We start from the raw sequence: 13,242 nt of genomic DNA, 5'->3' as shown, positions 1-13,242 counted from the left end.
CGCTATCCTTTTTTAAAATAGAAGTAACAAAGCGGGAAAAGGCAGATTAAGCCTAACAGAAAACCACCTAGCGTATCTGTAAGCCAATGTGCACCCAGGTAAATTCTGGATGGTGCAATGCCGATCATTAAAAAGGCTGAAATGTAGGTTACGATATTCCGGGTTAGCTTCGGCACATCTTTCAGCGTATTCATCAAAATGATTAAAAACCCAAAAAAGAGTGTGTAAGAAAGTACATGGCCGCTGGGATAACTTTGAAATCGGTTCACTTCAACCAGTCGCACGTAAAATGCAGTTGGACGTGGACGGTTGATTATATTTTTTATACCTAGAATAATTAGTCCCGATAGTAAAACAGTCGAAATGAATATTCCTTCCCGTTTATATTGTTGTTGATAAAATACAATTGCCACGATAACTACAGATAGTAATGAGTAGGGGAGTTCGCCAAAAAAGCTGATGGCCAGCATTAATTGATCTAACCAGTCGGCATGGTACTGTTGAATAAGCAAGGAGGTTTTAATGTCAAAATCAAGTATGGGATGTTTTGCAATAAAGAAGCTTAAACAGGCAAAAGCAGCAATTAACAGGACAAGTATAAAAATTAGCGTATTTCGTTTTAATGGCATAGGTATAAATTGATCAGGGCCAAAACTATGGATTTTATGCTGATAGCTGCAAAATTTACGGCTTTTAAAATGCTATAATTTAAAAGTAAGGGTTGTGGAAATTCGGTTTCTGTACTTAATAAAATAAAAACCTTAAAATATTCATCAAGAAAATCAGACTATTCATCAAGGAAATACACCTATCTGTATAACAAGTTGGGAGGTGTTGAAATGATTTCCAATCTTCGGGTCAGATAATAAGGATATCTATGCTTATGAGGTTGGCAGGATTATTTTCTGCCAACTGAAAAAGCTCACTTTTCGACAATTTACTCAAATTATACTTTTTGTATTAACGCTTCGGCCCAAGTGCACCTCCTTTAAAAGAGGAGGTGCTTAGGTTGTTCCCGTTTATTCCATTTACCGCCGTTTTTAAACAATTCACTGTACTTTGGGTTAACTTAATTATGGAGCCCAAACCATATAAAGAAGAAGATATTAAAGTTCCGCGCTTTGAAGAAAGTGATGGTTTTTACACCACCACACAGCGAAGCCAGAACATGTCTAAAATTAAGGCAAAAAATAGTTTGCCGGAGTTAAAACTTCGGAAAGCGCTTTGGGTAAGAAATGTGAGGTTTAGGATTCATCCGAAGAAAATTCCCGGCAAGCCAGATATCGTGATTAATAAATATAGACTGGCCATATTCGTTGATGGTGATTTTTGGCATGGTTACAAATGGGATGAAAGGAAAGCCTCCATAAAAACAAATTCGCGTTTTTGGATTCCGAAGATTGAACGAAATATACGACGCGACCGAAATGTAAATCAGCAGCTCAACGCCAGAGGTTATACAGTAATGCGGTTTTGGGAACATGAGGTTAACGAACATTTAAATGCTTGTGTTAACCAGGTTATGCTTTATATAGAGGCTGCTAAAGTGGCAGCCATACCACAAGCTGACGATTGATTATTTTACGACAATCTGTTTCGGATCGGTAACTACAATCTGTTTTTTGCCTTTAAAATCTGAAACCACTCCGGTGACACAAACATTATTTCCAATAAACATGCTTGCAGGTTCTGAAGGGAATTTACGCTCATCTTCTTTATTGATCACTATAGTGATCAGCTCTTTTGGATAGGCACCTCCCAAATTAATTAAGGTTAATTTATCTAAGGCTTTTGCGCTGTACACCGAATCGCAGATGGAAACGTTTTTTCCGACATATTGAGCTACATCTTTGGCTAGTATCATCGTTTGGCTTTTTGCATAAAATGCTACCGCAGTTAGCGAAAGAAGGAGAGACAATTTTTTCATAGGTGGGATGATTTAATGGACAATCAAATGTAATAAGACATTAAATTGACCACCCAAAGGTAAGGTTGCGTTTGCGAAATATCAATAACTAATGCCAAACAAGCATAAATATTACAGTAATATATTTTTACGCTGATGAAGAAAATCGCTAAGCAAATATGCCTGACGAAGCATTTTATATGAGTATAGATTACACTAAATGATCTATCCCGTTTTCCAAATTGCCCAAGAGAATATAGGTTTGGATCCTGCTGCGTTAATTTCGTGTGTAGTTTCATTAGAACCGAAAGTATGGCAAATTAGACTTGTGTATTTCAGGCCGCTTTCTGGTTCTTTGTAGGTACTGTTTTGAAATTGCCGGTTGGGTTATCAAGTAATTTTTATGGCGATCCACTTAATATCCGTAATTTGGTTTTTAAATTTGCAAAAGGCAAATCCCGGCGTTGATGAAGACCAAGTTATTTTCTTTTATATTTTTTCTCGTATTCATAATTCAGTTATATGCAGAATATACCAATGATATGCTGCTGCGCAATTTTACCAAGCCGTTAATAGTAGTGGTGCTCTTAGTGTGGCTTTATGTCGGCTCGAATTTAAAAGGACGTTTCCACAAGCGGATTTTTGCAGGATTGATTTTTGCCTGGCTTGGCGATGTGCTGCTGATTTTTCAAAAAGATAAACCTAGTTTTTTTATCTATGGATTAATCGCCTTTGTATTTTGCCACATTTTTTACATCAGGGCATTTACACTTGATCATAAATCTAACCCTAATCACAAAACGCCATATTTTTTATGGGTTGTAGGCGCTTTTGCCATCTTTTGTTCAGGGTTGTTCTTCTACCTGCAGCCTAAACTGGGGCCCATGCAATTCCCCGTTTTAATGTATGCTATCATTGCCACGGTTATGGCCATTATGGCCTTCAATCGATATGGTAAAGTAAACATTTTCAGCTTTAAGCTCATTTTTTATGCGGCATTGTTTTTCTTGCTTTCTGATAGCATTTTGGCGGTTAACAAGTTTAGTCAGCCCATTCCACAAAGCGGAGCATTAATTATGGCAACTTATATGATTGCGCAGTATTTAATGGTGTATGGTACAATTTCGCGTCAGTTGGTAGTTACCAGAACGGAAGTGTAGCAAGCAGGGATTTGGTATTTTTTAAGGCAACTCATTTGCTGTTTTCCGATTTTTTGGATCTGTTTTGGTTATCTCAGAGATGATTTATGCATTTGAAGCGCAAAACCTGTACTCAACACCATGTTTGTTCCCGTTTTCTGCTTGTACGCTTCGCTGCCTCGTACCTCGTTGCTGCAGGGTACCGCTGCAACCGGGGCTAAATGGCTAAAGCAGTATTTCATTTGTGGGGCTGCAGGGTGCAGAACCCCTTATTTTTAAACCCGATAAAGCGGAATAGCCCGGAGCGCAGCGAGGACTATAAGCGATAGCGGGACTGTAGGCCGCCAAGAACCATTTAACATTAATTTCCTGAAGAACCTAAATCATTAATACATTAAATTTATTATTCGGAGCGCAAAACCTGTACTCAACACCATGTTTGTTCCCGTTTTCCGCTTATACGCTTCGCGGCCTCGTACCTCGTTGCTGCAGGGTACCGCTGCAACCGGGGCTAAATGGCTAAAACAGTATTTCATTTGTGGGGTTGCAGGGTGCAGAACCCCTTGTTCTTAAACCCGATAAAGCGGAATAGCCCGGATCCCGGCATGCCGTTGGGAGTGGACTATAAGCGATAGCGGGACTGCAAGCCGCCAGGAACCATTTAACATTAATTTCCTGAAGAACCTAAATCATTAATACATTAAATTTATTATTCGAAGCGCAAAACCTGTACTCAACACCATGTTTGTTCCCATTTTCCGCTTATACGCTTCGCTGCCTCGTACCTCGTTGCTGTAGGGTACCGCTGCAACCGGGGCTAAATGGCTAAAGCAGTATTTTATTTGTAGGGCTGCAGGGTGAAGAAACCCTTGTTCTTAAACCCGATAAAGCGGAATAGCCCGGATCCCGGCATTCCGTCGGGAGAGGACTATAAGCGATAGCGGGACTGCAGGCCGCCAGGAACCATTTAACATTAATTTCCTGAAGAACCTAAATCATTAATACATTAAATTTATTATTTGAAGCGCAAAACCTGTACTCAACACCATGTTTGTTCCCGTTTTTCGCTTATACGCTTCGCTGCCTCGTACCTCGTTGCTGCAGGGTGCCGCTGCAACCGGGGCTAAATGGCTAAAGCGTATTTTATTTGTAGGGTTGCAGGGTGCAGAAACCTTTGTTGCTAAACCCGATAAAGCGGAATAGCCCGGAGCGCAGCGAGGACTATAAGCGATAGCGGGACTGCAAGCTGCCACGAACCAATCACGTTCATTTCCTAAAAGCCTAAATCATTAGTACATTAAATTTGTTGTTTAGAGCGAGAGGTGTGCGCAAAAAATTATTGATTGGATTACTTCCCGAGTAAACAGCGGATCTCTTATTTTCAATCTGCTTGTATACACTGGCATAAATGCAAACGAATTTCGTTTACTTCTTTTCCTTATCCAATACCGTAAAAGCCTGCACCAGTCGCTCGCCATTCTCATCAACCAATGTCAAGGTATGTTTACCGGGCGGCGGACTAATGGCCAATTGATGAAAATTAGTGGTGGTACTTATATATTCATCATCAATGTGCCAGTATATTTTAGCACCTGGATTTCTGTGCGCTGCATTAATTACGATTTTACCTCTGGTTCCATCTAGTTCCAATGGGATGTAAACAATTGCATTGTTTTTAGGATAAATGACTTCCATCACACTGTTTCCACCTGAAAGATCACAACCAGCTTTAAAAGGAGGGAGGGATTTATAACCGCTATTTTTTATTTTGTAATAGTATTCCATAGCCGGTGGTAAAATGAACCAGCTTTTGTGTTGCATCTGAGTGGTACTTTCACAATTGTCGGTAACCCTGAAAGTACCTGTTTGATCTAAATGAACCAATTTGTGAAAAGGACAAACGGCTGTCTTTTCTCCGGCAACCGGAACAAGTTCTTGAATTACATCAGTGCAATATTCTCCGGCTTTGTAACCGCTTTGTCTACATATGTTAAGTTTTTTGAGTTTGGTTACCGGTGTTTCGAACCATTTACCATTAGGCAACAATCTAAAAATATCAAAGAGCACTGGTGCAGCTGCTTCTATGCCCACCAATCCTGGCCGGCCTTCACCATCTGCGTTACCTACCCAAACGCATACGACGTAATTTGGAGTCAAGCCTACGGCCCAGGCATCGCGGAAACCAAAACTTGTACCGGTTTTCCAGGCTACCCGTTGCGAAGATGAAAACTGTTCCCATAAGCCTTCATCACCAGGGCGCATTACTTCTTCCATGGCATTAAAGGTAGCCCATATGGCGCCGTGATCTAAAAACGAGTTGCGCTGATAGTCTTTTTCCTCTTTAGTTTGATGGCTAAAGTAAATGGCCTGTTTATAATCTTCGGGATTGTAAAGGCCTTTATAGGTGTTAAAATGGTTTAGTGTACGTACCATGCCCATATAGGTGTTGGCCAGATCCCACATGGTAACTTCGCTGCCACCTAAAATTAGCGACAATCCATAATGATCTGCCGGCTGGTTCAAGGTGCCTATTCCCAGTTTTTTTAATTTATCGTAAAAACGCTCATACTTGTACTGCTGCAACATTTTAACAGCCGGAATATTTAACGAGCGGCTCAGCGCTTTATCAGCAGCAATGGCGCCATCATAACCCAGATCGTAATTTTGTGGCGAATAACCGGCTATTTGAGTAGGAATATCGGGAATTATGGTATGCGGTAGTATAAAGCCATCATTAAGCATACTGGCATATAGCAATGGTTTTAAAGTACTACCCGGGCTCCGAGGAGCCTTAATCATGTCTACATGGCTTTGTAACTCGGTATTTTCTGGTTGATATATATTACCTACATAACTCACCACCTGGCCGGTTTTGGCGTCAAGTACCAAGGCAGAAATATTATTGATATCGTTTGCCCTATAGCGGTTGTTATATCGTTTTAATATGGCATTAACTTTTAGCTGTATGTTTTCATCCAGGGTAGAAGTAATTCTGGTATTTGGGATGTTAAGGTTAACACGTTCTGCTTTAAAGCGGTTTAATAGGTGCGGCGCATTTTGGGGCAGGGGCATAGGTTTGCCCGGCACTGGCTCTAATTTAGATAAATTAGCGGTAGCCTGATCGATATATTTTAACCGGGCAAGCTTATCCAGCAGATCATTCCTTTTTTTGACAAGTCTGGTTGAGTTTTTACCGGGATGAACCAATGAGGGACTGTTGGGAAGAACGGCCAAGGTGGCCATCTCACCCCATGAAAGTGTTTTGGCATCGCGGCCGTAATACCGCCAGCTGGCAGCTTCTAAACCTACAACATTACTCCCGAAAGGGGCGTTAGCGGCATACAGGCCTATAATTTCTTCTTTTGAATATCTCATTTCCAAACGGAAAGCTAAAATGACCTCCAATAATTTTTGCCAAATGGTCCGGTCTTGTTTACGCGATAACCGGATAACCTGCATGGTTAGCGTACTGCCGCCACTTACCACACTTTTTGCCCGCAGGTTTTGCCGCATGGCCCTGCTCATGGCCAATACATCTACCCCAAAATGGCTATAAAATCGTTTATCTTCAAAAGCAATAATGCAATCCTTAAATTTTACAGGAACACGATTTGCTACAGGGAAACGCCACTGCCCGTCGCTGGCGATTGCAGCACTTAATAAATGCCCATTGCTGGCCTCGATAACATAGGAGGTAGGCGTTTTGAAAAGTTTTGACGGCAAGGAAAAAAGGAAAGCCAAAAGCAGTATAAAGCAGATGAGATCGGAAATGAGGAAAGCTTTTGGGATTTTGTTCATTTAATTTTTATAAATTTCCGTCCGTGAAGACACGGACCGAGGCTTGTTTTTTTGCCATGGTTCGTGTCATCACGAACCATTTTCAATTTTAAAATTCTAATCTCAAGTCTTTCAAAAAAGTATACTTTAATTCACTCTTTTCGTAAAAAGATGCCGAGGAATATAAATACTCTTCAGGCTCCGTTGCCAACTGCCAATGCGATGTACAAGGATTATTGTGCAGATAAGTTAGCTTTTGATACGCAACTTTTGGAGTGTATAGGTGTATAGCCAACGAATCTCTCTGCCAAAATTCATAATTCTTATTAATCGCATTTCTGTAATAATGAACAAGTTCACTAGGACTTAATAATTTTTTAAACTCATGAGCTGTATATTTTAAAAAAGAACCTTGAACGGTTTCTTTTCCATTTAGCTCTTTAGTCCGCAGAATTACATGTATATGATTAGGCATAATGACGAAAGCGAAAATGTCAAGTTTATTCAATTTGCTTAAATATTCAAATGAATTTAATATAATCTGTTTAAAGATATCCTTCTCTAATAGTTTTTGCCATTTGTTGATGGTTGCCGTCCAAAAATAAATTTTTCCGATTTCAATATAATTCTTTCTTCTTGCTTCAAATAATTTATCCATTGATGTTAAATTTCTATTTAGGAAAAAATGTAAGCAATAAATAGATAAAGTTTCGGTTCGTGGTGACACGAACCGAGGCTTTTTAAAATAAGCCTATTTTACCACCTGCACCCATTTGCCAGGTTCAGTAGCCGAAATATCATTGTTATACATCGCTTCACATTGAACGGCCGATAGATAGTATTTACCCAGGTAAGAAGCATTAAGCAGTACCTTATAAACCAAACTTTCGCCTTCCCTTACATTGAAATAAGTGAAAACACGATCATCTCTAATGTCCTGATAGGTGAAAGGAGATGATGCCAGGATACTTTGGTTATCATTTACACGGGTATTGATGATTTCCCATCCAGAAGGGAAAATCTGTGTTAATGCCATCTGTTCGTAATAACCCATTCTGCCAGGATTTTTGATGGTTACTTCGGCATAAAAATCTGTTCCTTGTTTCAGGGTAGTGGGATCTAAAACTTTTCCATTTAAACGTTTGTAGTTCACGCTCATGTCTAAAACATCAGGACGGTTAGGTAAAAAGTTATTCTGACCAGCAACTGGTTGTCCTTCTAAAACCAAACGTACAAATAGTACATTATTTCCATTATTGGTAACCGAAGCCGTATTTCCTTTAAAGCTTACCGGTGTACTATTGATATATTGCGTAGCGTTGACAGGTGCAGACTTACCATCCAATACATATTGATATTGCAGCTTATTAGCCGACTGGTTGGATCCGCAGAATTTAGCGATAGCCAATAAACTATAAGCAGTTGTTTGTGTGCTATACCATGTGTTTTCACCCAGTTTGGCTGCTAAAGGTTGCAATAAACCTGCTGCTTTTGCTTTCTGACTAAGTAGCGTCAACGTTTCTAAAATCATAGCTTCGTCACGCACATCAGAGCCATAAGTTCCTCCCAATTGTTTATAGGGCTGAATGGATGTATCCAGGCCTTTGATCATATTTTGAGCCACCTCATTTTGCCCGGCTAGTTTATAGGCCGCTGCCAAACGCCACTTCGCAGCTACAGATAAATATTGGAAAGCTTTCAAACGGTTCATAGCTGCCATCTCTGGTCTTTTAGCCAGTGCCAGCACATATAAACGATATGCTTGCGATAAATCGCCACCATAAAAATTATTGCTGTTTGGCGCCCAGTTTGTAGCCTTTGATTTTTGAAAGCGCAATAACTCATCTAAAAGACCAACGGGTAGGGTATAACCGGCATTTTGTGCTTCAATTAAAAAATGACCGGCATAATTACTTCCCCATTCATCCGATGTACCTTCGCCAGGCCAGTAAGATAAACCGCCGTCAGTCGTTTGGAAACCTTTAAGCCTATTTATTCCAGCTTTGATGTTTTTTTCCGTTTTAGCTTTCTGCTGTTGGTTCAATGGGCTTAATCGATCTAAGAATAACTGAGGGAATATACCCGAAGTTGTCTGCTCGATACAGCCATGTGGATATTGAATGAGGTAACTCAATCTTTTGCCCAGGTTAATTGCCGGGATAGAGGATACTTCCAGCGAACCTGAATTGGTACCCGTCATTCCTATTGGTAAATAATTTACTGCCCATTTGGTATGTGGCTGAACGGTTGCAGAAACCACATTGGTTACATATGGGTTTGGATTTCTGATATCAATTTCCACATCATAAACTGTTTTTTCGGCTCCGCTTTGTGCGATTACTTTCACTTTGGCAATACCCACGGTATTTGGTGCTTTTACCTCAAAATAGGCCATTTGTTCACCTGTTTGTTTGTAGTAAAGTTGTTGCTTGTTACTGCCCTGAACAATTAAATTATTGGCCTGCAGTTGTACCGATACATTTTTGAGGTTTTTCTCTGTGGCAAATACGGTTACCGGTAAAGTGAAACTTTCTCCAGGGCCAATAACCCTTGGCAGGGTGGCCAAAACCATTAAAGGTTTTTTAACCTGAACTGATTTTTCTGCAAAACCATATGCCGCATCCTGTCCGGCAACTACCATAGCCCTTACGGCGCCAATATATTGTGGCAATTTAAACTTGTGGGTTTTACTTTCGCCTTTTCCAATCGTAAATGGACCCATAAATTTAACCACCGCTTTAAAACGGTTGGCTTTTGCCGGGTTTAAATTTTTGTTGATGCTTCCATCACCGCCAATACTTAAAATTCGTTCTAAATTCCCACCCCAGGCGCCAAGCACATAGTCGAATAAATCCCATGTTTTAACGCCTAAACCTTCGCGGGCATAAAACACACCATGTGGATCAGGCGTTTTAAACCGGGTTAAGTCAAGCAAACCTTCATCAACCAGCGCAATGGTATAGGTCATGGCTTTGCCATTCTGTTCGCCCACAGTAATGGTATTTTCGGTTTCCGGTTTAATCTTATCGGCCATTTTAATGGTCGGTTTTAAAATCGTTTGCGGATCTTCTATAGCAATTGGAATAGCGCCATACATTCTGATCGGTAAATCGTTAACCGTTTGTGCGTGCGGTTGCAATAAAGTAATGTTGGCAAAAACGTTAGGTGCCATTTCTTTTTCTGCCTTAAATTTAAATTGTGTTTGGCCAGCTTTGGTATCTACCCAGAACGTTTTTAACACATGGCTTCCATTTTCAATTGAAATGAGCGCTTTTCCATTTTTACCTGTTGGTATGGTTAAAGTAATATCCTCTCCAACGGTGAATTTTTCTTTATCAGCGGTGAACGATAACATGGAGGCTTCTGTTGGATTACTGCCTTGTTCTCGCTGTGCCCAACCCGGCCAATCAATATAAACTGATTTTCCGGTAACATGTCCGCCGTTTACATCGCGTACCAGAATCAGATAACGGCCCCATTCCGGTTCATCAACGCGTAAATTCCAGCTTCCCCTGCCGTTAAACAGGTTTACCTGGTGACTTTCAACTAATTTATTGTATTGATTTTGGGTAAAGTTGGCGTAAGTATACTGGTCATCCTGTTCCCACCACCAGCGCCATTGGGTTTTATATAATTCTACGGTAACTGTTTTGGTTCCGGTCAATAATTTTCCATCGGTATTTACATTAACAATTTCCACTTTATGATCTTTACCTGTAACCAACATACCACTTAGGCGGTCGCCTTTTTCGGTACGGATACCTAAGTAACTGTTGTACACATGATAAGGAATGCTAAAATTATCGATGCTGAAATTACCGCCGGGTTCGAAAATTTTTGTGGTAAAATTTGCCCTTAACACACCAGGCGCGGTGTTATTCTCATTCAGGTTGGTGTTGACCTGAGCAGTACCGTTTTGATTCAAAGTGCCTTCGAAAATGGTTTTTACCTGCGATTCGAAGTTAACCGTTGGATTATCAAAGCTAAAACCATCAAAACCTTTAAATTTGGTTTCGGTAGTATTTAAGTTTACATCAACCTTTGCTCTTAAGTTTTGTGCAACAGCACCAAAAAGCCACTTGGCCGATAGGGTAGCGGCTGACGTTCCTGCACTTAAATATGTTCTGTTGCCAATATTGAAATCAATTTTCAAGCGGTTTGGCATTATGGTTTCAATTTTTAAAGTTTTGGTGAATGTAGCGCCGCCCGCTTTTACCTTGGCCATCCAGTTTCCTGTTGGTGCAGTACTTTCTGTAGCAGTTTTAAAGGTATAAAACCCGTTTAATGGCTTGCCATTAATCAACCTTTTGTAAAGCTGACCTTTAGGGTTGTAAAATTCCATGGTCACCGGATAATTAGCGGGAAGTTTTTTGAGTTTATCTTCCAGAACAAAGGAGATAAATAAACTATCGCCTGGTCGCCAGACTCCGCGTTCTCCATAAATGAAACCCTTTAATCCGCTTTGAACAACATCACCACCCACATCGAATCTGCTTAGAGGCAGCGAACTGCCATCGTCTAATTTAAGGTAGCCACGTTCCGAACCATTTTTGGCAATCAATAAAAAAGGCTGGCGTTTCAGGTCAAACCTGGCAAAACCATCACCATCGGTTTTGGTGGTGAAAATAATCTGTTTCTGGTAGTCCATTAATTCAAGATTTACACCACTTAATGGTTTGGCTGTTAATAAATCGGTTGCTACAATCAGCATGCTGTTATCATTACCACGTTTGGCCACCAAACCTATATTTGAAGCAATTAAGTTTCTGCTCGCCCAGCGCTGGCTGGTATAAAATGATGGTGTACATGGATTATCTTTATCATTCCACCGGTAATCAGACGGGTAATAATTGTTGTAACGCTGCCAGAAATCATCATCCTCATCAATTTTTTCACCGTAGCCTTCATAATCACCGTATTCGCTTTCTTCATCGCTACCATCGGATTTATCTTCCCCGGCTTTACAATTGTAGGCATTATACTCCTGTCTGAACGCAATGGTAACCCTGTACATAGCTCCGGGCTCCGTACGGATCATTTTATCCAGATCAAGTGTAAAACGGTTCTTTTTATGAAGGTTAAGTGCCTTGTCTTCATCTAAACGCACCGTTTTCTGCAGGATGGGTTTAGCCACCCGTCGCAATTCGTTACCATCCTTATAACTATTGGTCTGGAAAAACTGGGGGATATTATTTTCATAAATCTTAATCACCGTAACATCAACGGCTTTTAGATTAATCGCTTCAAAAGGTAAAACCAGCTTTCCGGAGTTCGGCAAAATGGTACCGGCACCCGCAATGGTCACCGCTGGCAATTTATCTTCAAAAACAAGACTCGCCATTTTGCCATCAGACAATTTTTTCCCGTTGATGTTTTCAATCCCGGCGTTTACGTTAAGTGCATAATTGCCTTTCAGCTCTTCTGCAGCATAGACTTTAACCTGACTCGCATCAATGGTATACCTCAAATCACCCAAATTGCCCAGGGTAATCATACCGGTTAAATCCTGACCAACCCCAATTGGTTCAGAAAACTGAACCAGGGCATAATCCTCTTCACCCTGGATAGCCTTCATGTCCAGGATTTCGAATTTGTTGATTGCCGGAACGCGAACTTCTACTTCACCTTTTTGATCTGCATCAATGGCATCACCATCCCATTCTATTTTTAATGTTTGGTCGTTACCTATCTTTTTAATGCTATCAATGGTGAATTTCGAACTATTTTTAGCTGGATCATGTTGCCATTTAATTTTTAATTTCTGATCAAAATCCAGTGAGAGTGTTTTTTCTATTTTACTGGTTTCTTCCACATCAGCAGTGGCCACTTCACCGGTGAGTTTCATGTAATCCAGAGAAGTATTATTCTGAGAAACCAATCCGTTTTGAGAAAGGATTAGCCCTGGAGTAATGACTTTGAATTCGAAATCGAAATCTTCCAGACCTTTTTCTGTATCAGAAACTTCTGAAAGTTTAAAGGTAGCTTCGTAGTTTTTGCCTGGTTTAAGGTTTTCATCAGGTCTGAACTCAACGGTTTGAGGGTCTATCCAATAGGTCTTTCCAGAGATGGATGGTGAGAAGTCGAAAAGCTCCCTTGTGTCTGCTTTTCCCAGATCCTGCATACCCGTTGCAGCATTTGCCAGGTGTACGCGGATGAAACTCTTTTTAGAGATGGTACCAGAAGTGTAGGCTTCGATGTATTTTGCGTAAGCCTGGTTTTCTTCGTTGCTTTTCTTTTTTTTATTGAAATAAATAAATACAATTGACGCTATCGAAACAGCAAGCAAGCCAATAAAAATAAATTTCTTTTTTGAGGACGATTGGTAGGTAGATGGTTGTTCCATAAATGAAATTCGTTAAGATACATGAGATATAATCTTGCGGTTGGAGCAATTGCTATGCCGTAATTAATCTATTTTGA

Annotated in this window: 8 protein-coding genes; 3 read left to right on the top strand and 5 right to left on the bottom strand. The window is 40.4% G+C overall.

Annotated elements, in window-relative coordinates; genetic code table 11:
* Positions 1 to 2: 2 nt before the first annotated feature.
* A complete protein-coding gene (locus BM107_RS02720) occupies positions 3 to 629 on the bottom strand; it encodes a phosphatase PAP2 family protein (RefSeq protein WP_090980057.1) in 627 nt (208 codons plus the stop codon).
* Positions 630 to 1,075: 446 nt separating this feature from the next.
* Here BM107_RS02720 and BM107_RS02715 point away from each other — a divergent pair, with 446 nt between their 5' ends.
* Positions 1,076 to 1,576: a very short patch repair endonuclease gene (locus tag BM107_RS02715; protein WP_090980055.1), complete on the top strand. Its 501-nt coding sequence runs from the start codon at positions 1,076 to 1,078 to the stop codon at positions 1,574 to 1,576.
* Here the strand turns inward: BM107_RS02715 and BM107_RS02710 are convergent, their stop codons facing one another.
* Positions 1,577 to 1,927 (bottom strand): hypothetical protein, encoded by a 351-nt coding sequence (locus tag BM107_RS02710; protein ID WP_090980053.1) that lies wholly within the window; start codon positions 1,925 to 1,927, stop codon positions 1,577 to 1,579.
* A 446-nt stretch (positions 1,928 to 2,373) separates the two neighbouring features.
* Here BM107_RS02710 and BM107_RS02705 point away from each other — a divergent pair, with 446 nt between their 5' ends.
* Together BM107_RS02705 and BM107_RS24600 are read left to right on the top strand one after the other, a co-directional pair.
* Positions 2,374 to 3,066: a lysoplasmalogenase gene (locus tag BM107_RS02705; RefSeq protein WP_090980051.1), complete on the top strand. Its 693-nt coding sequence runs from the start codon at positions 2,374 to 2,376 to the stop codon at positions 3,064 to 3,066.
* 1,026 nt (positions 3,067 to 4,092) lie between these two features.
* Positions 4,093 to 4,248 (top strand): hypothetical protein, encoded by a 156-nt coding sequence (locus tag BM107_RS24600; protein ID WP_159435184.1) that lies wholly within the window; start codon positions 4,093 to 4,095, stop codon positions 4,246 to 4,248.
* Between the two features lie 222 nt (positions 4,249 to 4,470).
* On the opposite strand, the gene pbpC is transcribed toward BM107_RS24600, so the two are convergent.
* The 3 genes from pbpC to BM107_RS02690 form a co-directional block, all read right to left on the bottom strand.
* The gene (gene pbpC, locus BM107_RS02700) at positions 4,471 to 6,843 is read right to left on the bottom strand and encodes a penicillin-binding protein 1C (RefSeq protein ID WP_090980049.1); all 2,373 of its coding nucleotides are present in this window, start codon (positions 6,841 to 6,843) and stop codon (positions 4,471 to 4,473) included.
* An 88-nt stretch (positions 6,844 to 6,931) separates the two neighbouring features.
* Complete coding sequence (locus tag BM107_RS02695) at positions 6,932 to 7,480, bottom strand: transposase (protein ID WP_208864319.1); 549 nt, start codon at positions 7,478 to 7,480, stop codon at positions 6,932 to 6,934.
* A gap of 93 nt (positions 7,481 to 7,573) precedes the next feature.
* Positions 7,574 to 13,165 (bottom strand): alpha-2-macroglobulin family protein, encoded by a 5,592-nt coding sequence (locus tag BM107_RS02690; protein ID WP_090980047.1) that lies wholly within the window; start codon positions 13,163 to 13,165, stop codon positions 7,574 to 7,576.
* Positions 13,166 to 13,242: the final 77 nt, after the last annotated feature.

Source organism: Pedobacter suwonensis (assembly GCF_900111825.1).
GTDB lineage: Bacteria > Bacteroidota > Bacteroidia > Sphingobacteriales > Sphingobacteriaceae > Pedobacter > Pedobacter suwonensis.
The sequence above is the reverse complement of the archived record's forward strand: the minus strand, read 5'-3'. Positions and strand labels throughout refer to the sequence as shown.

Excerpts from the sequence above, each read along its gene's own strand:
- BM107_RS02720 (WP_090980057.1), bottom strand. The coding sequence starts at position 629 with ATGCCATTAAAACGAAATACGCTAATTTTTATACTTGTCCTGTTAATT.
- BM107_RS02715 (WP_090980055.1), top strand. The coding sequence starts at position 1,076 with ATGGAGCCCAAACCATATAAAGAAGAAGATATTAAAGTTCCGCGCTTT.
- BM107_RS02710 (WP_090980053.1), bottom strand. The coding sequence starts at position 1,927 with ATGAAAAAATTGTCTCTCCTTCTTTCGCTAACTGCGGTAGCATTTTAT.
- BM107_RS02705 (WP_090980051.1), top strand. The coding sequence starts at position 2,374 with ATGAAGACCAAGTTATTTTCTTTTATATTTTTTCTCGTATTCATAATT.
- BM107_RS24600 (WP_159435184.1), top strand. The coding sequence starts at position 4,093 with ATGTTTGTTCCCGTTTTTCGCTTATACGCTTCGCTGCCTCGTACCTCG.
- pbpC (WP_090980049.1), bottom strand. The coding sequence starts at position 6,843 with ATGAACAAAATCCCAAAAGCTTTCCTCATTTCCGATCTCATCTGCTTT.
- BM107_RS02695 (WP_208864319.1), bottom strand. The coding sequence starts at position 7,480 with ATGGATAAATTATTTGAAGCAAGAAGAAAGAATTATATTGAAATCGGA.
- BM107_RS02690 (WP_090980047.1), bottom strand. The coding sequence starts at position 13,165 with ATGGAACAACCATCTACCTACCAATCGTCCTCAAAAAAGAAATTTATT.